Below are 14,048 nucleotides of genomic sequence, written 5' to 3'. Positions count from 1 at the left end.
TCTGCTCTTTCAGAGCCTTACTTTTTTCAAACAGGAACTTACCATAATCCATCAGTTTACAGACTGGAGGTTCCGCATTTGGGCTTACTTCCACCAGATCAACGCCGGCTTCTTCTGCCATGGTCAAAGCTTCGGCAGTAACCACAACACCCAACTGCTCCCCTTCGACACCGACCAAACGTACTTCACGTACATTGATTTCTTCATTTAAGCGGTTAGCCCGCGGTGCTGCCTGATTCTTTTTTCCGACTTTAATGGTTCGTTCCTCCAACAAAAGAATAATTACGACTTGGTTGCAATTTCTGTCTGCAGCTTGGCAACAAAGCCTTCCACCGACATCTTGCCCAAGTCTTCCCCTTTACGGGTGCGTACCGCCACATCACCGGCTTCCATTTCTTTATCGCCGACAACAATCAGGTACGGGATCCGCTTTAAGGTATGCTCGCGGATTTTAAAGCCTATTTTCTCATTTCTCAAGTCACTTATCACACGAATGCCCTGAGATTTGAAAGTTTTTACCAATTTCTGCACATAGTCGGCCTGATGATCGGTAATATTCATCACCACCACCTGGGTTGGCGCCAACCAGGCCGGAAATAAACCTGCGTATTCTTCAATCAGAATACCGATGAACCGCTCCAGCGAGCCTAAAATAGCACGGTGAATCATCACAGGCGGCTTGCGCTCGCCATCTTCATCGACAAATTGAGCGCCCAAACGCGCTGGCATCGAGAAATCCAGCTGTATGGTACCACATTGCCAGGCCCGACCGATGGAATCGTACAAAGTAAATTCAATTTTCGGCCCATAGAAGGCGCCCTCGCCCGGCTGATACTGGAATTCCAGACCATTGCGCTGCAAAGCTTCCGCCAGTGCCTGTTCGGATTTATCCCAGCTTTCATCACTACCGATGCGTTTTTCCGGACGGGTCGACAACTTAATATCAATGTTGTCGCTAAAGCCAAAATCTTTGTAGACGTCGTAGACCATTTTGATGCAGCTGGTTACTTCATCCAGAATTTGTTCTTCAGTACAGAACACATGGGCGTCGTCCTGAGTAAAGGAGCGCACCCGCATCAGGCCGTGCAAAGCGCCGGATGGCTCATTGCGATGCACAATGCCAAACTCTGCCATGCGGTACGGCAAGTCGCGGTAGCTTTTTAAGCCCTGATTGAAGATCTGCACATGGCCTGGACAGTTCATCGGCTTCACAGCGTAAGTGCGCTTTTCCGACTCGGTGGCAAAGATGTTGTCGTGGTATTTGTCCCAGTGGCCAGATTTCTCCCACATCGACACATCCATGATCATCGGTGCCCGCACTTCTTCGTAGTCGTACTCCACCAACTTCTCACGCATGTAGTTTTCAATGGTCTTGTAGATTTTCCAGCCATCGTCGTGCCAGAACACCATGCCTGGTGCTTCTTCTTGCCAATGAAACAGATTCAGTGCTTTACCGATTTTGCGGTGGTCACGCTTTTCCGCTTCTTCCAGCTGAGTTAAATAGGCCGCCAATTGTTTTTTATCAGCCCAGGCAGTGCCATAGATACGCTGCAGCATCTTGTTGTTGGAGTCGCCGCGCCAGTAAGCGCCGGCCACTTTCATCACTTTAAAGTGCTGGCAAAACTTCATGTTCGGTACGTGCGGGCCACGGCACATATCGATGTACTCTTCGTGATGGTACAGGCCAGGTCTGTCGTCTTTGCTGACGTTTTCCTGCAAAATCTGCAGCTTGTAGTTTTCACCACGGGCTTTGAAGGTATCAAACGCCTCCTGCCAGCTGACGTTTTTCTTAATGACGTCGTATTCGGTTTTAGCCAGCTCCAGCATACGCTGCTCGAGGCGCTGCAAATCGTCGTGGCTAAGCGAATGTTCCATGTCCACGTCGTAATAGAAACCTTTGTCAATCACCGGGCCAATGGCCATTTTTACATTGGGCCACAACTGCTTGATGGCATGACCCAGCAAGTGGGCGCAGGAATGGCGGATGATCTCCAGGCCTTCGTCGTTTTTCGCGGTGATAATTTGCAGTTCTGAGTCCAGCTCAATCAAATCGCAGGCATCGACCAGTTGGCCATTAACACGACCGGCTATGGTGGCTTTCGCCAAACCAGGGCCAATGTCTTTGGCAACATCCATCACAGAAACTGAGTGTTCGAAGACGCGCTGACTGCCGTCAGGCAAAGTAATTACAGGCATGACTTGTCCTTTTCCAGTGGTGGCCCATACCAAGGGTCACATATGAATTCAATAATGTTCACCCGTGTACGATGAAAGCGCACGGATAAAGCTGAGACGGTATGCCTTGCGGACCAGTCGATGACCCCTACTAAGAGCCATTTGATACACAACGCGGAATACCGCTTAATTTCAGCCGGGTTATGATAGCACTTGCGCCCATGAAGCTCCATACAAAGTCCTTGCTGTGGGTGATTTTTCTTAATTTTGCGCCATACTCAATACACCAAGTTCAGGCTGGAGCAAAAATTATGTGGCAAGCCATTGCAGAGCACATTAACAGTGAGCTGGATATTGACTTCAAGGTAGAGACAAAACAGCAACTGAGTGGTGGTGATATCAACCTGGCTTACCATATTTCCGACGCTAAGCATGACTTTTTCATCAAACTGAATGAAAAAGAACAGCTGGAGCAATTTATCTCCGAAGCCATGAGCCTGCATTGCATTGAGCAGCGTCATGCCATCCGGGTACCTAAAGTGATTTGCTACGGCCAAACGCTGGATAAAGCTTTTTTAGTGCTGGAGTATCTACCCTTTGTAGATGAACACAATGCTGGCTGGGAAGCACTTGGGCTTTCAATGGCTAAACTGCACGAAGACAGCGGCCAGGCCATGTATGGCTTTGATTGGGACAGCACCTTGGGGCGCACCAGTCAGCCTAATAAATGGCAAGGCAGCTGGAGCAGCTTTTTCTCCGAGCAGCGCCTGGGTTGGTTGCTGCAACTGTTGCAGGAGCAAGGTTTTGGCTTTGGTAAAATCGACTTTCTTGTTGAACAATGCCGGCAGCGTCTACACCATTATGAACCGGTGCCAAGCCTGGTGCATGGCGACTTTTGGCGCGGCAATGTCGGCTTTATGGCTGATGAAGCCATTATCTTTGATCCTGCCAGTTATTACGGTGACCGGGAAGTGGATATTGCCTTTAGTGAATTGTTTGGCCGCTTTCCGGAGCGCTTCTATCAAAGCTACCAAAGCCAGTATCCGCTGGATAAGAACTACACTGAGCGCAAAAGCTTATACAACCTCTACCATGTACTGAACCATGCCTATATGTTTCGTGGCAGTTACCTGTTGCAGGCACAGGATTTGGTAAAGCATTTGTTTTATTAATCCCGCATTTTATTGAGCCAATGTTTTTAGTTCGTCCGAGCTTTTATTGATCCAAAACGCGCTTTGGTTGATAAAATAATCCTTTCTCAGCAAAGATGATGATTCAATGAACTCAACAACTGCACCGGTAGCCCTTATCACTGGCAGCGCCAAACGCCTTGGCCGTGCCATGATAGAGCGGCTGCATCGCCATGGCTACCAAGTCATTATTCACTACCATAACTCCGAAGCTGAAGCACAAAGCTTTGCCAGCAGCCTGAATCAGCAGCGCCCGAACAGTGCCCGACTGGTGCAAGGAAACTTGACCGACAACGACAGTTTGATACGTATTGCAAAAGAAGCAGAGCTCGCTTTTGGCCGCCTTGATGTGTTGATCAATAATGCCTCGGCTTTTTACCCCACCAAATTGGGCCATGCCAGTTTTGACGACTGGGATCAGCTGATAGGTTCCAACGCCAAGGCACCGTTTTTCCTGAGCCAGGCGCTGGCACCTATGCTCTCAAAGCAAAACGGCTGCATTATCAATATGGTGGACATTCATGCCGAGCGTCCTTTACTGGAGCACCCGATTTACTGCATGGCCAAGGCCGCACTTTTGATGCTAACAAAGTCGCTGGCACGCGAATTAGCGCCTACAATAAGAGTGAATGGGATAGCACCAGGCGCCATACTCTGGCCCAGCAATGACATTGCAGAAACAGACAAACAGATGATCTTGCAGCAAATCCCATTGGAGACACTTGGCACTCCGGATGATATTGCTGATACCGCTTTATTTTTAATCGAATCTGGCTATGTAAACGGGCAAATTATTGCGGTCGATGGCGGCAGAAGTCTGGGGGGAACAAAAAAAGCCTAACAGCCTGTTACCATTGGAGGCGCTATGTCGGTATTACGTCGCACCATTGAATGCCCCTTTTGCGGTCACCATCTGCATATTAGTTTTGAAGTGACCAATGAAGATCAGGATTACATCGAAGATTGCAGCAATTGCTGCAATCCTATTCATCTACGGGTGCATAAAGACGATCTGCACCACAGTGTGCAGCTGTTTGTTGATGCCGATGACGAGCAGTACTATTAAGCCTGCTGCTGCCGCTGCTGCAGCACCCGCTCCACTGTTTGAACGATGGTAACGGTTTGCTGATCCAGTTCAATATTGAGCCGATCACCGACTTTACGCTGCCCCAGCGTAGTGATGCTGAGCGTTTCCGGAATTAAATGCAATTCAAAACCATCCGCGTGCACAGCGCCAACCGTCAGGCTGGTTCCATCCACAGTGATATAGCCTTTGGCTAAAATATAGGGCATACAGCCCGCATCCAACCGCAGGCGCATGCGACAATTTCGTTCGCTGCGTTCGAGCTCTGTCAGCTCGGCTGTGGTCTGAATATGACCGGATACCAGATGACCACCTATTTCATCACCAAATTTAAGCGAGCGCTCAAAGTTCACCCAATCACCTGGCTCTAAAGCGCCCAAATTCGTGCGGGATAAGGTTTCATCAATGACATCAAAAGCCACCCGGCCTGCATCTTCATCAAAAGCCGTTACCGTTAAGCAAACCCCATTGATGGCTATACTAGCACCCAGCGCCAGCTGCTGCAGCCTTTCAGGCGCTACCTGCAGGGTGAGATGACGAAAATCCAACGTTGATTCTATAGCGGCAATTTTGGCCTGGCACTGAACAATACCTGTAAACATAAACCCTCTGTTGTGCTAAAGTATGCGCCCGTTCCTGTAGGGGCAACTCATTGATCACTATGCTACCTTTTTCCCGCTTTGAAGCCAGAACAATTTTTAAATTATCCGGCCCCATTGTGTTGGCGCAGCTGACGCAAACCCTGATGTATTTTGTCGATACCGTGATGGCCGGCCGGGTCAGTGCGCTTGATATGGCAGCGATCGCGGTGGCTTCGGGTTTATGGTTGCCGGTGATGCTAACCTTGCAAGGTTTGCTGCTGGCACTGACCCCGATTATTGCCCAGTATTTTGGCAGCAAAAAGACCGAGCCGGTTACGCATTACACCCTGCAAGGGCTCTATTTGGGCCTGGCGCTGGCCGCTAGTTTATTCGTAGTGATGCAGTTTGCCGATCACCTGCTGGACCTGCTAAATATGGAAGCGGAACTGCGGGAGAAAACCAGCCTATACCTGACCTTTGTCAGTTACGGCCTGTTTCCGGCCGCTGGTTACATGGTTATGCGTAACCTATTTGAGGGCATAGGTAACACCAAAGCCAGCATGTGGATCAGCTTTGTCGGCATCCTGGTGAACATTCCAGCCAACTATGTCTTTATTTACGGCAAGCTCGGCATGCCGGCTTATGGTGGTGCCGGTTGCGGCATCGCCACCAGCTTGGTACTGCTGGCCATGTTCCTGGCCATGCTGGTGTATGGCTGGTTTAGCCGCAGTACCGCGCCCTACCGCTTCTGGCCTGCCCGCCTAACGCCGGACTTTAAAGCCATCTGGCAGGTGATTCGCATCGGCACACCCATAGCCCTGTCGATCTTCTTTGAAGTCACCCTTTTTGCCTGCATTCCGCTGATGATCGTGCATCTTGGCCCTGTGGTGGTGGCTGGCCATCAGGTGGCGCACAACTACAGTGCCATCGTCTTTATGATTCCACTGTCCCTTGGCATGGCCGCGACCATTCGGGTCGGTCATTTGGTCGGTGAGCGCAATTTACAGGCGCTTCGAACGGCCATCAGTACCGTGCTGATCGTTGCTTTTTTACTGGCGGCCTGCATTGCCGCTTTCACCTACCTGATGCGTTTTCAGGTACCGCAAATTTACAGCAAGGATGCTGAGGTATTGGCGCTGGCTGCCGGCATCATGGTGCTGGCTGCGTTGTATCAGTTGTCCGATGCCATTCAGGTGGTATCGGCCTGCGCCCTGCGCGGTATGAAAATTACCAAGCCGGTGCTCTTTATCACCTTAATCGCCTACTGGCCGATCGGTTTTGGCTTAGGTGCCGTATTGGGATTAACCGACTGGCTGGTGCCTGCCATGGGCGTGAAAGGCTTCTGGACCGGCATTATCGTTGGTTTGACCGTGGCAGCTGTGTTGCTATTCTGGTTGTTGCAGCATTCATTACGGAGGTTTGAACGCGATGGCTTACCGCTGGATCTTGCTGATCAGCATCAGTCTGGGCCTGCTGGGGTGTAGCCCGGCCAATGAGCGCCAGTTAAGCAATTACCAAAGCCGGCTGGAACGCGTAGCAGGCATCGAGCCTGGCCGGGCCCAGCCACTTGTTATCGACGCACTGCCAAGTGCCCGCGAATTGCTGCACCCTTTACCCGATCTGCGACTGGATTTACTGGATGCCTGGGCCAGTCGCCAGTGCGGCCTGGACGCTTTAATTGCTGAGCGCAACTCCAGCCTTGGTCGGGTGCAAAGCCACAGCCTGCGGTTGAACTACGAACTACGCTTGCTGCGTCAACTGGAGTACTGCCTGCAACAAGACAGCATCAGCAGTCCACTGCAACAACAACTTGCCGATATATTACACAGCAAACAAAACAGCATTGAGCTGTCTTTTTTTAATATGCTGCATGCAGAGCAAACCTTGCGCCAGCAACTGCATGGTAAAAGCCAGTTGCTGCCAATTGCTGGCCAGGAGGCCTTGTTTGAGACTCAGGCCGCACTGCAGCAGTTAAACCAACTGCAAAGCGCCATTGCTTCACAGGACTGGCAAGCGGCAGCCGCTATCGATATTGAAAGTGCACTTGGCGTGCTGCACCGTTTTGATACCCTGGCCGTGCTGCAATACAGCCAGCGCTACCTAAGTGGCTGGCTAACCAGCCTGAATCAAGCCTTATTGGCGCTTGAGCCAGCAACGTTTTGCCCGCAGCAACGCCCCAGCGAACAACTCAGCATCCTAACCACTGTATTTTTAAAATTTTTTGCCGAAGAGCTGCAGCCTTATTTCAATCAGCACCAACGCCATATGCAAGCGCTTTGGCCAGAGCTGCAGCAACTCTATCAGCAAAGCCCGCTCTTGCCAGTGCTGGAGCAACGCTACGCCGGCAGTGCCGCGCATTTGCAACAAGAGATCCTGGTGCATATCGGCTGGTGGCAGCACCTCAATACCGAATGCCCGGCTGGTTTAACGCAGAGAAATTAACCGTAATCAGCGTTTATTTTCATGTTTACGTGCTACAATCATTACATTAGCAGGCAAGACGCCATCTGGTGCTAACTTCGAGGGAGCGAATGAATATAGGATTGGGTTACAGCTGTCAGGCCTGCTCTTTGCAAGCCGGACAAGAAGCCGCTCACCTTGCTAAACAGCTACAGCAACAACCCGAGTTGATCCTGGCATTTTGCAATCATCATTTAAATCCTCACGATGTGTATCTCGGCATACGCGCCGTGCTTGGCGAACAGGTGCCTATCATTGGCGGCTCTGCCATTGGCATTATCGGCAATGATTTCGTACTAACCGATGGCCCTGCTGTGGTTGTGGCCGCTTTGCGAAGCGATCAACTGCGTTGTCATTACGCCAGCAGCAAGGCACTGTTCAAAGATCCCAGACGAGCTGGCACGGAACTTGGTGATCAACTGAACCAGGTGGCCGCTCCGGGCTGCTTAGTCCTGCTCTACGACTCCATTAAACACCCTGCCAGCAAACAGACACCCGCCGTGTTAAACCCATCCAACCTGTTGCTGCAAGGGCTGGCTGAAAGTCAGCTGACGGTCCCGACGGTGATAGGTGCAGGCTTGCTGGGCGATCATCGGTTTCAAAGTTGCTGGCAATTCACCGGCTTTGAAGTCAGTCAGCAACAGGCTCTCGGTTTACTTCTCGCTGGTCCCTTACAAAGCCATACCACCGTGCTGCATAACTGTCGCCCTGTATCTGACACGGAGTACACAATCAGCAGCATTCATGGCCAGTTCTTGTATCAACTGGATAACCAGCCCGCGGTACAAGTGATTGATCAGGCGCTGGGTAATACCGAGTGGCGACAGAGCGCGCCGGTGCGTAATGTCTGCCTCGGCCGCAGACTATCAGAGCCTGGCAGTGAACAGCCGCAGTACATCAATCGGCTGATCAGTGGTTTGCTGCCAGAACAAGATGGTCTGATCCTGTTTGAAGATGATTACCAGGTTGGCGATAAAGTCCTGTTGATGCATCGAGAGTCAGCCACTTCAGCTGACCATGCACAAACTCAAATTAAGGCACTACTCACCGATATTCAGCAAAATGGCCAAACACCGTTATTTGCGCTTTACATCAACTGTGGTGGCCGGACGGAAAAGGGGCAGCTGGATGAGCAGGCAGAAACCCGGGAGATCCAACGCCAGCTGACAGCCGCAGGGATCCCGCTGCTTGGTTTCTATACTGGGGTAGAAATTGCGCCAATCCAGGGACAGGCCCGGGGCCTGGACTGGAGTGGCGTCCTGACCATTATTTGCCGCGCTAACTAGCTCCTTGCTGAAGCGCTGTCCAGGCAGTCATTAGCGCGGCTTGACTGTTTTAATCGTACGATTGATAAGGCATGCCTTGTTGCCACCAATCCGGTGCTGGCTCACCTTTTAAGTAATAATTAAAAAACTCCAACATCTTGATACTGTAATCCAGCTTGTTGGCAAAACGCTGCAAATGATGCCCTTCCCCTTCGTAATGCAGCATCACCACCTCTTTGTTTAACCGGCGCATGGCTAAATACAGCTCAATGCCCTGCTCCCAGGGCACAGCACCATCTTTATCGCCAAATTGAATCAGCAAAGGTGTCTTGATGCGATCAGCAAAAAACACCGGCGAATTTTTGATGTAAGGCGCCCTGTCTTCAAACATGGAAACCCCTAAGCGACTCTGGCCGGTTTCGTACTGGAACAGACGCGCCAAACCAGTTTGCCAGCGAATGCCGCTGTAGGCACTGGTCATATTGGACACCGGGGCACCGGCCACGGCAGCAGCAAAGCGATCAGTTTCGGTGACCACAAAAGCCGTCTGATAGCCCGACCAACTGTGACCATGCAGGCCAATGGCATTGGGATCGGCAATACCAAGCTCAATTAAGCGGTCAATACCAGGCAGTAAGGACTCAGTCGCACTTGGCCCGGGCGCGCCTTCCCGAAAACGCACATCCGGCAAAAACACCACGTAATCCTGGCCCAGATAAAATGGGAAGTTCAGCCGGTGATTCACCCTCATCTGGTTAAAGTGATGCAGCCGCTGCGAGAACTGCTCGTAGTAGTACACCAGCACCGGGTAGCGACGGTTGGCATCGTAACCATCTGGGGTGATCACCACGCCCTGCAAGCGTTCACCATCCTCGGTAAACCAGTCAATCAGATGGCTGTCGCCCCAGACAAACTGCGCTTGTTGCGGATTCACTTCCGTCAGTTGACGCCGCTCACTAAAGTCTGCATTGGCCCACCATAGATCCGGAAACTGACGAAAGCTCTGCTCGCTGTAAAGATAGCCGCCAAGCTCAGGCAAAGCCTCGACCAAATCAAAGCGTTTGTTATCGGCCAGCAATTGCTTAAGTGTTTGACGGCTTAAGCTAAGCTGATAAAAACCATAGTTTTTATTTTCTTCATCAAAGCGGCTCAGCAGCAAATCGGCTGCAGGTTCAATGGCTAACGCTTTGGGATCGGTGCGCTCAAGCCGAAAACGCTGACGCGCCTCACGGCCACTCTTGGTCAGATTGACACTGTCACCGCTGAGCAACAGCTGCCAGATATCAAACCGATCGTACACCAGTACTGCCGACTCATCGGCCAACCAACCGGCAACGCCATAACTGGCCGCAGGCTCAGGCCGGTCGTGGGTTTCATCCAGCCAGGAAACGCCTGCATCGGCTCCTAAGATGCGGCGCTCGCCAGTCTGGCTATCAAACAGCTGCCACTGCCCGGCTTGCTGATACACGGCATAACGACCGGTCGGCGATAAATGCGCCCGTTCGATGCTGCGATTGCGGGCAAGTACCTGCTGGCGCTGACCGGTATGTAAATTAACATGCCAAACATCGTGGAAACGGCCATCCCAGGTCATATCCTGCAGGTAAGGCCGGCCATTGCTGATAAGTGCTGCCTGGCTGTGTTCACTAACATACAGCTGATCTTCCACATCATTGCTAAGTGATACCAGCTTCTCGTCTTCCAGCCAGAACACCGCCGGTGCCGTCCGCCTTTTCGCTTGCTGGTATTCGGCTTTTTGCTGCGGATTAATGCGATCATCACGGCCATGCCATACCTGCAAGCGCCGATCGCTCAGCAAGCGCTCGGTCGAAAACAAATCGGCTTCGGTTTCAGGTGTGCTAGGTACGGCAGCTGCGGCAGCTGGCTCTGGCCGAAACCCAACAAAGACTCGGCGGCCATCCTCACTAAAACGCGGTGCTTGCTGCGCGCTTAGCAGCCAACCATCTTGTGCTAACACATGGGGAGCCGCCTTGTTCTGCTCTGCCGGCCAGTGCCACAGCTGCTGGCCGATTTCCTGGTCTTTGTTGTCATCATCAGGCCTGCTACCGGCAAAAAACACCAACTGCTTTCCATCGGCACTAAAGGTCAGTTGTTGGTACAGTGCTTGCGATGGCGGCGCTAACTCAAAGCGACGATCAAAGCCTGCATCCCACAATGTAACCTGTTGCAGCTGCATACTGTCATCATCTTGATCGCTAAATTCATGCACAAAAGCAACCAGATTGCCCTGCTCAGCCACCGCAAACTCGGTCACCTGGCCAAGCTCAGTTTGCGTGCCCTGCGCTATCCTGTCTGTATTTGTAAGCTGTACCGCTGTCAATAACTGGGTTTTCTCTTTGCTATCGCCTTTTCGTGCCAGCAAAAGCGCCTGATGGCCATCGCCGCTAAAGGCAAAACGGTCAATATTGCGAAACAGCTGCTGCTCACCGGTTACCGTGTTCAGCAGCACGGCATCATGCGCTAACGCATCGCGGGCAGCTTTATCGGTGGCCTGCTCCCGCAACAATAAGGGCGAGCGCTGACGAAAGAGCGCAAAGCTACCATCGGCATTTAACAGACCACGATCAGCATAGGGCACAGAAAATTGCTGCTCGGTCATCAGATGCACCACATAGCCTGTACTGTCGCCATAATCCGGCTCAGCGGTATACACCATCAGCTGCTGATTGGTGCTGACGCTGCGCTCTTTGATCTCACGAAACTGCATCACATCGCTCAAAGTGAGCGGCCTAAGCGCATCGGTTACCACACTGCTGGAGGGGATCATCACCGCCGAGGGGCTGGAAATGACCGTCGAAGTAACACTGGCAGGTAACTGGCTGCAGGCAAAGGTACCCAATGCCATGGCAAAACAAAGCGCCAAACGGCGCATGGATGGTTGGTTTCTATTCATGGTTTTTTTCTTATAAGACGACAACATTCAAACCTTACCACAGGCATATTTACCATGCATAAAAACCCTATCAAGCAGCAAAAGCACGGGATAAACCGCAGTTTAGTGGCTACAGCACCGGCATACGGGCAAAAATCCGCCAAACGGCTCAGCTCACTAAAAAAACACTTGCCAAGCTAACGGCTGCCCACTAAGATAGCGGCCGTTGTCAGCGACAACACTCTGCGTCCTTAGCTCAGTTGGTTAGAGCACCACCTTGACATGGTGGGGGTCGGTGGTTCGAATCCACTAGGACGCACCAAATTCTTATATGAAAACAGCACCTTAGCGGTGCTGTTTTTGTTTGTGGTTTTGCATTGGCAAAATTTTGCAAAACACAGTGCTGCAATACTACTTAGTCAGCTGATTGGCAAAATCATGGTTAACATCGCGGTGCCCCGCTTCATCCGCCCGCACTGCAATCACCACGTCGCGCAGCGTGGCATCGGCTGGCAATTGCCAGTAATCGATGGCCACCTGGGGTGCGGCACTATTGTCGATCTTCCCTTTGTCTATCTCTTCCAGATAGCAGCTGTAACTAAATACCGCTTCTTCTTCAAAGTAACCCACCAACCGATGCGCGGTTCTTTCCGAGAATAAATACAGCAGGAAAAAACCGGTAAAAAACAGACCCTGTGCCAGTAAAATCAATAAACGCTCGAACCAGTTGGGCTTGGCGATTTCAATAAAGGTCATCAGATGCATGCGCTCGTTTTCAGCTTCGTCCAGCAATATCCTGATCCAACCCTTATCGTCTTCCATTCGGCGCAAGCTGCGCATATGCCGCATCATGCCAGCGACCATGCCCGGCACTCCGGCGACGGTTTCAAGAATAACGGCCCGGTGGCCATAGCGTTTGGCAAAAAAGGTATCGGCGCAAAAACGCAGCAATTTGGTAAGGCGAAAAGCTATTCGATCGGATAAGTTTTGTGGGCTATGGTGGGCGGCTAACGGATCTGGCTGGTCAAGCCTGTCTTCTGACATTCGTGACTCCTGTAGCTATCAAGGTAAAGGTCCTTGCCAGAGACTAGCACGGCGACGAATTTACTGCCTGCTCTTTTACAAAGCCTCCAACTGCCGCAATTGCTCGGTGACCCGACCGGCCTGTTGTTGTACTTTGCTGATTTCTAACTGGTAGTGATTGAGCGTCGAGCGCATTTCTTCGGCAGCCCCGGCAATGAAAGTTCGCCCAGTGACCGCATCCGGGGATTGGATGTCTTCGCCGGTAATTTCGGACAGCTTGGCGTTGCGCTCCTGCTCCAGGTTACGTATGCGGTTGTTTAGCTGCTGCAACTGACGCTCAAGGCTTTGCTTACGCACATTCAGACTGATCTGCTGCAAGCTATCTGTTGCATTGTGGCTTTGTGCACTATCACGGGTTGGCGGCGTCGCTGCACGGCTTGCCGGAGTCGGTGTGGTATCGTATTGAGCTAGCTTTTCGGCGTTATCGGCACAGGGAGTTTGACTGAACAGGGTAACGCCATTTTGCTCACAACGATAAACGCTGGCATGAGTAACGACACTGAACAAAAGCAGGCTAAGTGGGAACAGTTTTTTCATCGGAATGCCGGTCGGTTTAACCAAAAAATCTGGCATTAAGGTTAAATCAGTTTTAATGGCTTGGAAAGTGCTTTTATAAAAGCACCACAAAAAAACCGGGGCTTTGGCCCCGATTTTCTCACAACTAAACATTACTTACGGCGACGTAACAGCAACAGGGCACCAAGACCAAACAGACCTAAAGTAGCAGGAGCCGGAACTGGTGTTGGCGTATCCAGCGGCACACCAGAGAACACCAGCTGGTTTTGCGAGTTGGCATTGGTCAAAACATACAAGCTGAACTGACTTTCTATGCTGTCGAGGCTTGCCAACCAACCGCTGGCCAGGCTTCGCGCCGTGCCATTGGAGTTTACAAGAAAGTTACCGCTTTGCAGATCCCAGTTTGAAGAGGTTTCATGCACAATTTCCCATAGCGCCAGCTGGAAAGCAGCATTGCTGGTGGCGTCACCTACGACTGGATGATATGCGGTATAAAGCCGCTCAATGGCTTGAGACTGAGTCGCGGAAAACACCTCGGACGTTTCTACCAGGCCATAACTTTGCCAACCTGACTGAACACCCTGCGTAAACTCAACGCAAAAAGCATCCACCGACATCCCAGTTACATCAAAAGGCAACACCGACAGATCGGTATTTGATCGCAGATTAAACTGCAATAAGCCAGCCTGTACTGTGGAATTAGCGCTGTTATGTGCTACCTGAACAGATTGACCAGAGATGCCAGTGTAGTTGGCTTCAATGATCAAACTGGCGTTAGCGTGCTGACTGAATGCAGATGCA

At 51.4% G+C, this 14,048-nt stretch carries 13 protein-coding genes and 1 tRNA gene; 7 read left to right on the top strand and 7 right to left on the bottom strand.

All coding sequences use genetic code 11. The features are described 5' to 3' along the window. Together infC and thrS are read right to left on the bottom strand one after the other, a co-directional pair. A partial coding sequence (infC, locus tag JJU14_RS14820; RefSeq protein ID WP_228614500.1) for a translation initiation factor IF-3 occupies positions 1-256 on the bottom strand: 256 nt, incomplete at its 3' end. 26 nt (positions 257-282) lie between these two features. Beyond that, positions 283-2,196: a threonine--tRNA ligase gene (thrS, locus tag JJU14_RS14815; protein ID WP_228614499.1), complete on the bottom strand. Its 1,914-nt coding sequence runs from the start codon at positions 2,194-2,196 to the stop codon at positions 283-285. 290 nt (positions 2,197-2,486) lie between these two features. On the opposite strand from thrS, the gene JJU14_RS14810 reads away from it, so the two are divergent. The 3 genes from JJU14_RS14810 to JJU14_RS14800 all read left to right on the top strand — a co-directional run bounded on the left by JJU14_RS14810 (position 2,487) and on the right by JJU14_RS14800 (position 4,431). Beyond that, the gene (locus JJU14_RS14810; protein ID WP_228614498.1) at positions 2,487-3,347 is read left to right on the top strand and encodes a fructosamine kinase family protein; all 861 of its coding nucleotides are present in this window, start codon (positions 2,487-2,489) and stop codon (positions 3,345-3,347) included. A gap of 106 nt (positions 3,348-3,453) precedes the next feature. Further along, a complete protein-coding gene (locus JJU14_RS14805) occupies positions 3,454-4,206 on the top strand; it encodes a pteridine reductase (RefSeq protein ID WP_228614497.1) in 753 nt (250 codons plus the stop codon). A gap of 24 nt (positions 4,207-4,230) precedes the next feature. Beyond that, on the top strand, positions 4,231-4,431 hold the full coding sequence (locus JJU14_RS14800; protein ID WP_228614496.1) for a CPXCG motif-containing cysteine-rich protein: 201 nt from the start codon (positions 4,231-4,233) through the stop codon (positions 4,429-4,431). Here JJU14_RS14800 and JJU14_RS14795 read toward each other — a convergent pair. After that, a complete protein-coding gene (locus tag JJU14_RS14795; protein WP_228614495.1) occupies positions 4,428-5,051 on the bottom strand; it encodes a riboflavin synthase subunit alpha in 624 nt (207 codons plus the stop codon). The two genes, JJU14_RS14800 and JJU14_RS14795, sit on opposite strands and share 4 nt — an antisense overlap. Before the next feature lie 59 nt (positions 5,052-5,110). On the opposite strand from JJU14_RS14795, the gene JJU14_RS14790 reads away from it, so the two are divergent. The 3 genes from JJU14_RS14790 to JJU14_RS14780 all read left to right on the top strand — a co-directional run bounded on the left by JJU14_RS14790 (position 5,111) and on the right by JJU14_RS14780 (position 8,776). Then, the gene (locus JJU14_RS14790; RefSeq protein ID WP_091340090.1) at positions 5,111-6,514 is read left to right on the top strand and encodes an MATE family efflux transporter; all 1,404 of its coding nucleotides are present in this window, start codon (positions 5,111-5,113) and stop codon (positions 6,512-6,514) included. Continuing rightward, entirely contained in the window at positions 6,459-7,472 is a 1,014-nt protein-coding gene (locus JJU14_RS14785) for a DUF3080 family protein (protein WP_228614494.1), read from the top strand. The genes JJU14_RS14790 and JJU14_RS14785 overlap by 56 nt, the downstream gene beginning before the upstream one ends. Positions 7,473-7,561: 89 nt before the next feature. Next, a complete protein-coding gene (locus JJU14_RS14780) occupies positions 7,562-8,776 on the top strand; it encodes an FIST N-terminal domain-containing protein (protein WP_228614493.1) in 1,215 nt (404 codons plus the stop codon). Positions 8,777-8,825: 49 nt separating this feature from the next. On the opposite strand, the gene JJU14_RS14775 is transcribed toward JJU14_RS14780, so the two are convergent. Then, on the bottom strand, positions 8,826-11,669 hold the full coding sequence (locus JJU14_RS14775; protein WP_228614492.1) for a prolyl oligopeptidase family serine peptidase: 2,844 nt from the start codon (positions 11,667-11,669) through the stop codon (positions 8,826-8,828). Between the two features lie 224 nt (positions 11,670-11,893). Between JJU14_RS14775 and JJU14_RS14770 the strand changes: the two genes are divergently transcribed. Further along, positions 11,894-11,970 (top strand) — tRNA-Val (locus JJU14_RS14770). 89 nt (positions 11,971-12,059) lie between these two features. On the opposite strand, the gene JJU14_RS14765 is transcribed toward JJU14_RS14770, so the two are convergent. The 3 genes from JJU14_RS14765 to JJU14_RS14755 all read right to left on the bottom strand — a co-directional run. Then, on the bottom strand, positions 12,060-12,692 hold the full coding sequence (locus JJU14_RS14765; RefSeq protein WP_228614491.1) for an alternative oxidase: 633 nt from the start codon (positions 12,690-12,692) through the stop codon (positions 12,060-12,062). A gap of 75 nt (positions 12,693-12,767) precedes the next feature. Next, positions 12,768-13,268: a DUF4124 domain-containing protein gene (locus tag JJU14_RS14760; RefSeq protein ID WP_228614490.1), complete on the bottom strand. Its 501-nt coding sequence runs from the start codon at positions 13,266-13,268 to the stop codon at positions 12,768-12,770. A 131-nt stretch (positions 13,269-13,399) separates the two neighbouring features. Beyond that, positions 13,400-14,048: PEP-CTERM sorting domain-containing protein (locus JJU14_RS14755; RefSeq protein ID WP_228614489.1), on the bottom strand; the 649-nt coding region annotated here is incomplete at its 5' end.

It is taken from the genome of Alkalimonas sp. (genome assembly GCF_020831925.1).
In the GTDB taxonomy this organism is placed as follows: Bacteria; Pseudomonadota; Gammaproteobacteria; order Enterobacterales; family Alteromonadaceae; genus Alkalimonas.
The sequence above is the reverse complement of the archived record's forward strand: the minus strand, read 5'-3'. Positions and strand labels throughout refer to the sequence as shown.

Bases quoted from the DNA above. Each gene is read 5' to 3' on its own strand.
- thrS (WP_228614499.1), bottom strand. From the start codon at position 2,196: ATGCCTGTAATTACTTTGCCTGACGGCAGTCAGCGCGTCTTCGAACAC.
- JJU14_RS14810 (WP_228614498.1), top strand. From the start codon at position 2,487: ATGTGGCAAGCCATTGCAGAGCACATTAACAGTGAGCTGGATATTGAC.
- JJU14_RS14805 (WP_228614497.1), top strand. From the start codon at position 3,454: ATGAACTCAACAACTGCACCGGTAGCCCTTATCACTGGCAGCGCCAAA.
- JJU14_RS14800 (WP_228614496.1), top strand. From the start codon at position 4,231: ATGTCGGTATTACGTCGCACCATTGAATGCCCCTTTTGCGGTCACCAT.
- JJU14_RS14795 (WP_228614495.1), bottom strand. From the start codon at position 5,051: ATGTTTACAGGTATTGTTCAGTGCCAGGCCAAAATTGCCGCTATAGAA.
- JJU14_RS14790 (WP_091340090.1), top strand. From the start codon at position 5,111: ATGCTACCTTTTTCCCGCTTTGAAGCCAGAACAATTTTTAAATTATCC.
- JJU14_RS14785 (WP_228614494.1), top strand. From the start codon at position 6,459: ATGGCTTACCGCTGGATCTTGCTGATCAGCATCAGTCTGGGCCTGCTG.
- JJU14_RS14780 (WP_228614493.1), top strand. From the start codon at position 7,562: ATGAATATAGGATTGGGTTACAGCTGTCAGGCCTGCTCTTTGCAAGCC.
- JJU14_RS14775 (WP_228614492.1), bottom strand. From the start codon at position 11,669: ATGAATAGAAACCAACCATCCATGCGCCGTTTGGCGCTTTGTTTTGCC.
- JJU14_RS14765 (WP_228614491.1), bottom strand. From the start codon at position 12,692: ATGTCAGAAGACAGGCTTGACCAGCCAGATCCGTTAGCCGCCCACCAT.
- JJU14_RS14760 (WP_228614490.1), bottom strand. From the start codon at position 13,268: ATGAAAAAACTGTTCCCACTTAGCCTGCTTTTGTTCAGTGTCGTTACT.